This is a genomic window from uncultured Gimesia sp. (assembly GCF_937910335.1).
Taxonomy (GTDB): Bacteria; Planctomycetota; Planctomycetia; order Planctomycetales; family Planctomycetaceae; genus Gimesia.
Map to the genome: position 1 here is coordinate 1 of NZ_CALEMX010000085.1, position 6,033 is coordinate 6,033.

The 6,033-nt window shown below is 48.9% G+C and carries 8 protein-coding genes; 6 read left to right on the plus strand and 2 right to left on the minus strand.

Going from position 1 to position 6,033, the window contains the following annotated elements:
- Positions 1–70 precede the first annotated feature (70 nt).
- Positions 71–1,210 (plus strand): 5-(carboxyamino)imidazole ribonucleotide synthase, encoded by a 1,140-nt coding sequence (locus Q0668_RS03420; protein WP_298859948.1) that lies wholly within the window; start codon positions 71–73, stop codon positions 1,208–1,210.
- Positions 1,211–1,225: 15 nt separating this feature from the next.
- Here Q0668_RS03420 and Q0668_RS03425 read toward each other — a convergent pair whose 3' ends face one another.
- The gene (locus Q0668_RS03425; RefSeq protein ID WP_366918864.1) at positions 1,226–1,978 is read right to left on the minus strand and encodes a 7-carboxy-7-deazaguanine synthase QueE; all 753 of its coding nucleotides are present in this window, start codon (positions 1,976–1,978) and stop codon (positions 1,226–1,228) included.
- Between the two features lie 89 nt (positions 1,979–2,067).
- Here Q0668_RS03425 and rph point away from each other — a divergent pair, with 89 nt between their 5' ends.
- From rph to Q0668_RS03445, 4 genes are all read left to right on the plus strand, one after another.
- Complete coding sequence (gene rph / locus Q0668_RS03430; protein WP_298859950.1) at positions 2,068–2,808, plus strand: ribonuclease PH; 741 nt, start codon at positions 2,068–2,070, stop codon at positions 2,806–2,808.
- A gap of 214 nt (positions 2,809–3,022) precedes the next feature.
- Positions 3,023–4,219 (plus strand): AAA family ATPase, encoded by a 1,197-nt coding sequence (locus Q0668_RS03435; RefSeq protein WP_298859952.1) that lies wholly within the window; start codon positions 3,023–3,025, stop codon positions 4,217–4,219.
- Complete coding sequence (locus Q0668_RS03440; protein WP_298859954.1) at positions 4,216–4,827, plus strand: DUF4276 family protein; 612 nt, start codon at positions 4,216–4,218, stop codon at positions 4,825–4,827. The genes Q0668_RS03435 and Q0668_RS03440 overlap by 4 nt, the downstream gene beginning before the upstream one ends.
- Before the next feature lie 46 nt (positions 4,828–4,873).
- Entirely contained in the window at positions 4,874–5,104 is a 231-nt protein-coding gene (locus tag Q0668_RS03445; protein ID WP_298859956.1) for a hypothetical protein, read from the plus strand.
- 31 nt (positions 5,105–5,135) lie between these two features.
- Here the strand turns inward: Q0668_RS03445 and Q0668_RS03450 are convergent, their stop codons facing one another.
- Positions 5,136–5,531, minus strand: coding sequence for a hypothetical protein (locus tag Q0668_RS03450; protein ID WP_298859957.1), 396 nt, complete (start codon positions 5,529–5,531; stop codon positions 5,136–5,138).
- A gap of 256 nt (positions 5,532–5,787) precedes the next feature.
- On the opposite strand from Q0668_RS03450, the gene Q0668_RS03455 reads away from it, so the two are divergent.
- Positions 5,788–6,033: pentapeptide repeat-containing protein (locus Q0668_RS03455; RefSeq protein WP_366918865.1), on the plus strand; the 246-nt coding region annotated here is incomplete at its 3' end.

Genomic DNA, 6,033 nt, shown 5'->3' on the forward strand with positions numbered 1-6,033 from the left:
CTGAACTGCGACAAAAAATGCATGACTTCTGTAAGAATCAAACCGAGAGCGTACTGGATAATTCCGAACTATGAGTGATTTGATTCATCCCGGCTCAACGCTGGGCATGCTGGGCAGTGGTCAACTGGGCCGCATGTTTGCCATTGAAGCCCGCCGTCTGGGATATGGCGTGCATGTCTTTTCTCCGGAAAGCAAGACGCCTACCGGCCAGGTGGCGGACGTAGAAATCTGCGCGGAGTATACTGATCTGGAAGCGGTCGCGGAATTTGCAAAAAACGTGGATGTGATTTCATTCGAGTTTGAAAATGTACTCTCGGAAACAACGGAGACGGCATCGAAGTATGCGCCCGTGCGGCCCGGTGCAAACGTGCTGCACATTGCCCAGAATCGAATTCGTGAGAAATCGGAACTGCGCGACGCCGGCATACCGGTCACGCCGTTTGCGGTGGTCCGTTCGGTTGAGGAATTACAGAGTGCCTTGAATGAACTGGGTTGCCCCGCGGTGCTGAAGTCGGCAACCTCCGGTTATGACGGTAAAGGGCAAGTGAAAATCGATTCGCTTGAAGTAGCTGAAACTGCGTGGAACGAAGTTGGTGCGGACGAAACGGTTCTGGAAGCATTTATCGATTACACGTGCGAACTGTCGGTCGTTGGGGTGCGCAGCCTGGTTGGCGAATTTGCCTTCTATGGCCCGATGAAGAATGATCATACGAATCATATTCTCGATATTTCGGTATTTCCCTCAGAGGTAGGCGAAGCGATTAACGCGGAAGCGATTGAAATCACACGCGCCGTATTTGAACATCTGGATGTCGTGGGCGTGATGTGCGTCGAATTCTTTCTGACGAGTGATCATCGACTGATGATTAATGAAATCGCACCACGGCCTCATAATTCTGGTCACCTGACGATAAACGGGCATGTGACTTGTCAATTCGAACAACAGGTCCGCGCGATCTGCGGCCTGCCTTTGGGGAGCACCCAATCTCTCGGTCCCGTAGCAATGGCGAACCTGCTCGGGGATCATTGGGAAGCGGGGGCACCAAACTGGAATGCCTTGAAACAATTCAGCGACGTCAAACTGCACCTGTATGGCAAACAGGAATCGCGCATTGGTCGCAAGATGGGACACCTGACGGCTCTCGCAGAAACGCCAGCCGCCGCCATTGAACGGGTCATCCAGGCACGCGCCGCGATCTTCAACGGCTGAGAAATTCGACCCGGATTATTTTCCCCGCACGTTCCCCCAGAGTTCAATGTGCATGCGCCGTGTAACCTGACAACCCATCTGTTTTGCAGCTGGCTCTAACCATTGCATGCGTTCAGCCAGCATCTCTGCCGTCGTTCCCTGGGGCATCAAATAGACGCGTGCGCGATCAATTTCCGGATAGCGGTCTAAGTACTCTTCTATTTCGTGCATATCTTCTGGTTGATCAACGACGAATTTGAATTGATAGGGATACTTTTTAATCAGCGCGTGAATGACGGCCGGCTGATCACGTCGCGCGTCATGGCGGTGTGACCAGTCGGGATCTTTGACGGGTGTGGAGTTAGAGAGCTTGGGACTGATTGAAATCAAATCTGCATGAACTTCCTGCAAAATGGTTCCCGCCGTCTCAATGGTGATCACTTTGCCGGCTGCGTGCAGACGTTGTGTCAACGTTTCGACTTCGTGGGACAGCATCGGCTCTCCCCCGGTCACGACCGCATGCTCACAATCGTATTGCGCGATATGATCCATGATCTCGTCGACTGACATTTTATCCCCCTCCGGATTCCAGGAGGTATAGGGCGTATCGCAGAACCAGCACCGCAGATTGCAGCCGCTGGTGCGAACGAAAATCGAGGGTACCCCGATCCATTTACCTTCGCCTTGCGGAGAGTGAAAAATTTCTGAGATCAACAAAAGAATCGTATCCTGAAACGAGGGAGAACAAAGAATGACGCACATCTTAATAGAAAGCGGCGGCCCTTGCATTGAAATGCACGGTCAAAGCGTGGTAACTTTGACGAAAAATCAATTCCACACAGATAACTATTTGACTCCATAGAATTTAGGACAGCACCATGCGTCACGATTCCCGCCAGACCGACCAACTTCGCCCGATCAAAGTAGAACGTGGATACACCAAAGCCACGCCCGGGAGTATCCTGATTTCCGCGGGAGACACCGTGGTGCTTTGCACCGCTAGCCTGCAAGACAGCGTTCCCCCCTGGAAAAAGCATGACGAAAATCCAAGTGGCTGGGTAACAGCGGAATACAACATGTTGCCCGGCAGTACGTCTCCCCGTAAACAACGCCGGGCCGACGGGCGCTCGAGTGAGATCCAGCGACTCATCGGTCGCAGTTTAAGAGCCGTGGTTGATATGGATGCGCTGGGGCCACGCACGATTACCGTGGACTGTGATGTTCTCCAGGCAGATGGCGGCACACGCACGCTCAGTATCACCGGTGGATTTCTGGCACTCCTGGATACAGTGCTCGCGATACCGGATGTCTGTGACCTCTCCCCAGAAGAAATCTTCGACGTCAAAAAAGTCTTCACAAACAGCGTGGCCGCGGTGAGTGTAGGTGTAGTGAATGGTGAGCCGGTGCTCGACCTGGATTACATCGAGGACAGTACCGCAGGTGTGGACATGAACGTGGTGATGACCGGTGGCTGTGATTTCGTGGAAGTCCAGGGAACTGCTGAAGGGCAGACCTTTAATCGGGGTATGCTCGACGCCCAACTCGAACTGGCTACATTGGGAATCGAACAGCTGTCTGCGATTCAGAAAGAATGTATTGGTGAGGCGTGGCCGATTTGATCAGTGGGTCTTTTTTCAAGTTTCCTAAAGCACTGGATAAAATTCATAATGTCACTTCTTTTAGGCATTACTGCTATTTTGATAATTAGTTTCCTGTAAGATAAATATGGTTGTAGAATGAAATGATAGCGAACAGATAAGAATAAACACAAAATTCAAAAGAGCTTGCTACTATAAAGCGATGATCCATTTTCAGAACAAAAAGGAATGATGCATGAGTACCTTTGAGAGGATCCATGTGCAGGGTTTTCGACGTCTCAATAATGTGGACCTGAAGCTTAAACCCCTGAACGTCATGATTGGAGCAAATGGTAGCGGTAAGACATCTGTCCTTGATGTTTTCACCTTACTGGCAGCATCTGCCTCTGGCGATCTTGCTGAAACGATCAGTGATTTTGGCGGCGTTGATGGCAATCTTACGAACCTATCTATAACAAATGCTGGCACTCTTATAAATCTATCAGACAAAAATACTGGGAAAGCTCGTTTTATGTCTTTTGATCTGGCCATGCCAGTAACGGGGCATAATCCGATCGACTATCAAATCTCGTTATCGCAAAAGGGGGCGGGTTATGAGATTTCAAATGAACTACTGAGTCAACAGCGGAAACAAAATTCATCCCCGTTTAAGCATTTGGAAGCTTATCATGGTAATGTTCGCTATTACGCACCACAAGATGGACTTCAACCCCCAAACTGGGATTATAATGAAAGCGAGTCTGCCTTATCACAAGTGCCCAAGATGTTTCAGGAACCTGAAGATTTTAGAAAACGTCTAGCATCTTCGACTCATTATCATGTACTGGATGTTTCACGTCGAGCTCCTGTTCGCCTTCCTCAACAGATGCGTGATGCAAAACTTCCAGGTCGTGATGGGGAGCATCTCGCATCGTGCCTGTATACACTAAGCCAAACAAATCGAGATGCTTATGATGCGATCGAAGATACTTTAAGAGCTGGCTTTCCCAGTTTTGAACGCCTGAACTTTCCACCGGTAGCAGCCGGTACTCTAGCAATGACCTGGAAGGATAAAACCAGCAACAATCCATTTTTTATGAACCAGCTTTCGGAAGGAACACTTCGATTTCTCTGGCTCGTGACTTTATTGCACAGTCCCGGCTTGACAGCTGTTACCTTGATCGACGAACCAGAGGTTAGTCTACATCCAGAACTTCTTTCACTCTTGGCAGACTTGATGAGGGAAGCATCACAACGAACTCAACTAATCGTAGCTACACATGCTGACCGCCTAGTCCGCTACCTGAAACCAGAAGAAGTGTTAACGATGAATCTTGATGACGATGGGATTGCCGAAATGCTTTGGGCAGATGAACTCGATCTTGAGGAGTGGCTTGACGAGTACACAATGGATGAAGTCTGGCGTCTCGGTCGCATGGGAGGTCGGCCATGAGAATTGCAATACTTGTCGAAGGAAAAACGGAACAAGCTTTCAAGCCATATTTACAGAACTTCTTGAAAAAACGATTGAGTGGAAATATGCCTAAGTTGGATATGGTTCCTAGCGATGGTGGGTTAAAAACCAACGATAAACTTCAGCGAATGGTTAAGATGCTACTGAATGACAAGCAACATCCCGCGGACGCCGTGATCGCACTGACGGACGTATATCCAGATTATACAACAGCTGACGATGCCAAGACCAAGATGAAGAAATGGGTTGGTGAGGAAGAACACTTCTATGTGCACGTGGCGTTACACGACTTTGAGGCATGGTTGCTACCATATTGGGAGAAAATCAAATCGCTTGCAGGTAGCAATAGGAAGGCTCCTGCCAATAATCCAGAGACTGTCAATCATAGTAAATCTCCTGCCTATTGGCTGGCGGAAGTATATCGTACTGGATCGAAGAAAAAGAGTTACGTGAAGGCTCGTGATGTCGGAAGCATTCTTAAGGGTGAGGACTTGATGGTATCCATTAATGCCTGTACTGAGCTAAAATCATTCATCAATCGAATACTGAGCTTATGCGGGATAGAAGAGAAGGATTTGATTCCGTGACCCCGTTAATATATTAAGAACCCCACTCTCTTGATTAGTGGGAGTAGTGAATGGTCAACCCGTGCTCGACCTGGATTACATCGAGGACAGTACCGCAGGTGTGGACATGAATGTCGTGATGACTGGTGGCGGGGATTTTGTCGAAGTTCAGGGAACCGCGGAGGGACAGACCTTTGATCGCGGATTACTCGATGCACAACTCGAACTGGCGACATTGGGAATTGAACAGCTATCGGCGATTCAGAAAGAGTGCATTGGGGAAGCATGGCCTTTGTGATTTTTTTCTACTACGAAAGACACGAACGGGGTTAATCGTTTTCCTCATAGGTTCCGTAGACCTCCCTGCCCCAGAACGGGGTTTTGGAATGATAGCCGGGAATCCAGAAGAAATATTGACGCACGGGGCCTCCCCAAATACTCATGCCCGCTCCATAGTCGACTTCTAGACTGACAATTCCCGGCAACGGTGCGTGCGGATATGCTATTAATGCCCAGACTGTGTTAACATCATCTGGCCTTCGATCTTCGAAAAGTCTGTATTTTGGTGGCAGACCTTGCCGATTCAATTTCACATAATCCTGATGGACCTGACTGGTTCCCCAGATCCAGGTCAGCAACCAGTAAGCAATCAGTATCAGGCAGATGATAGACATGATACGATTACGCCGTCGCTTGCTCTGATTGTCCTTGATTTCAGAATTCATGAGATCGTTCTCATCTTTCCATAAAGTCGCGCTACAAGCAGGCTACTATTTTTTCTCTGTATAAGCAATTATTTTTTTATTTCTCGAGAAGCTATCTTCAATCAAGGCACTTCATTGTAAATCGGGGTGTAATGTCAATTGCACATAACTGGTTTCGTTGTCAGAATGAGAAGCCAGTATGGAATGCAATTTAGCTTGAGGAGATGTAGTGGCGAATTCTGAGTATGTTAACATTTTCAGACAAGGTGCGGTCGCCATTGATCGTTGGCGGACTGAGAATTCGACCGAAAGTACGGACATCAAGCTGGACTTAAGTGGCGCTGATTTAAGCGGCGCTGACTTGACCGAGACCAATTTAAACGGGGCTGACTTGCGTGGTGCGAATCTGGCCGGGGCTGACTTGAGTGGCGCTGATCTGGTGGGAGCGAATTTGAGCGGGGCCGATTTGAGCAGAGCCGACTTGTGTCTTGCCGATTTGAGCGGCGCTGATTTAAGTGGGGCC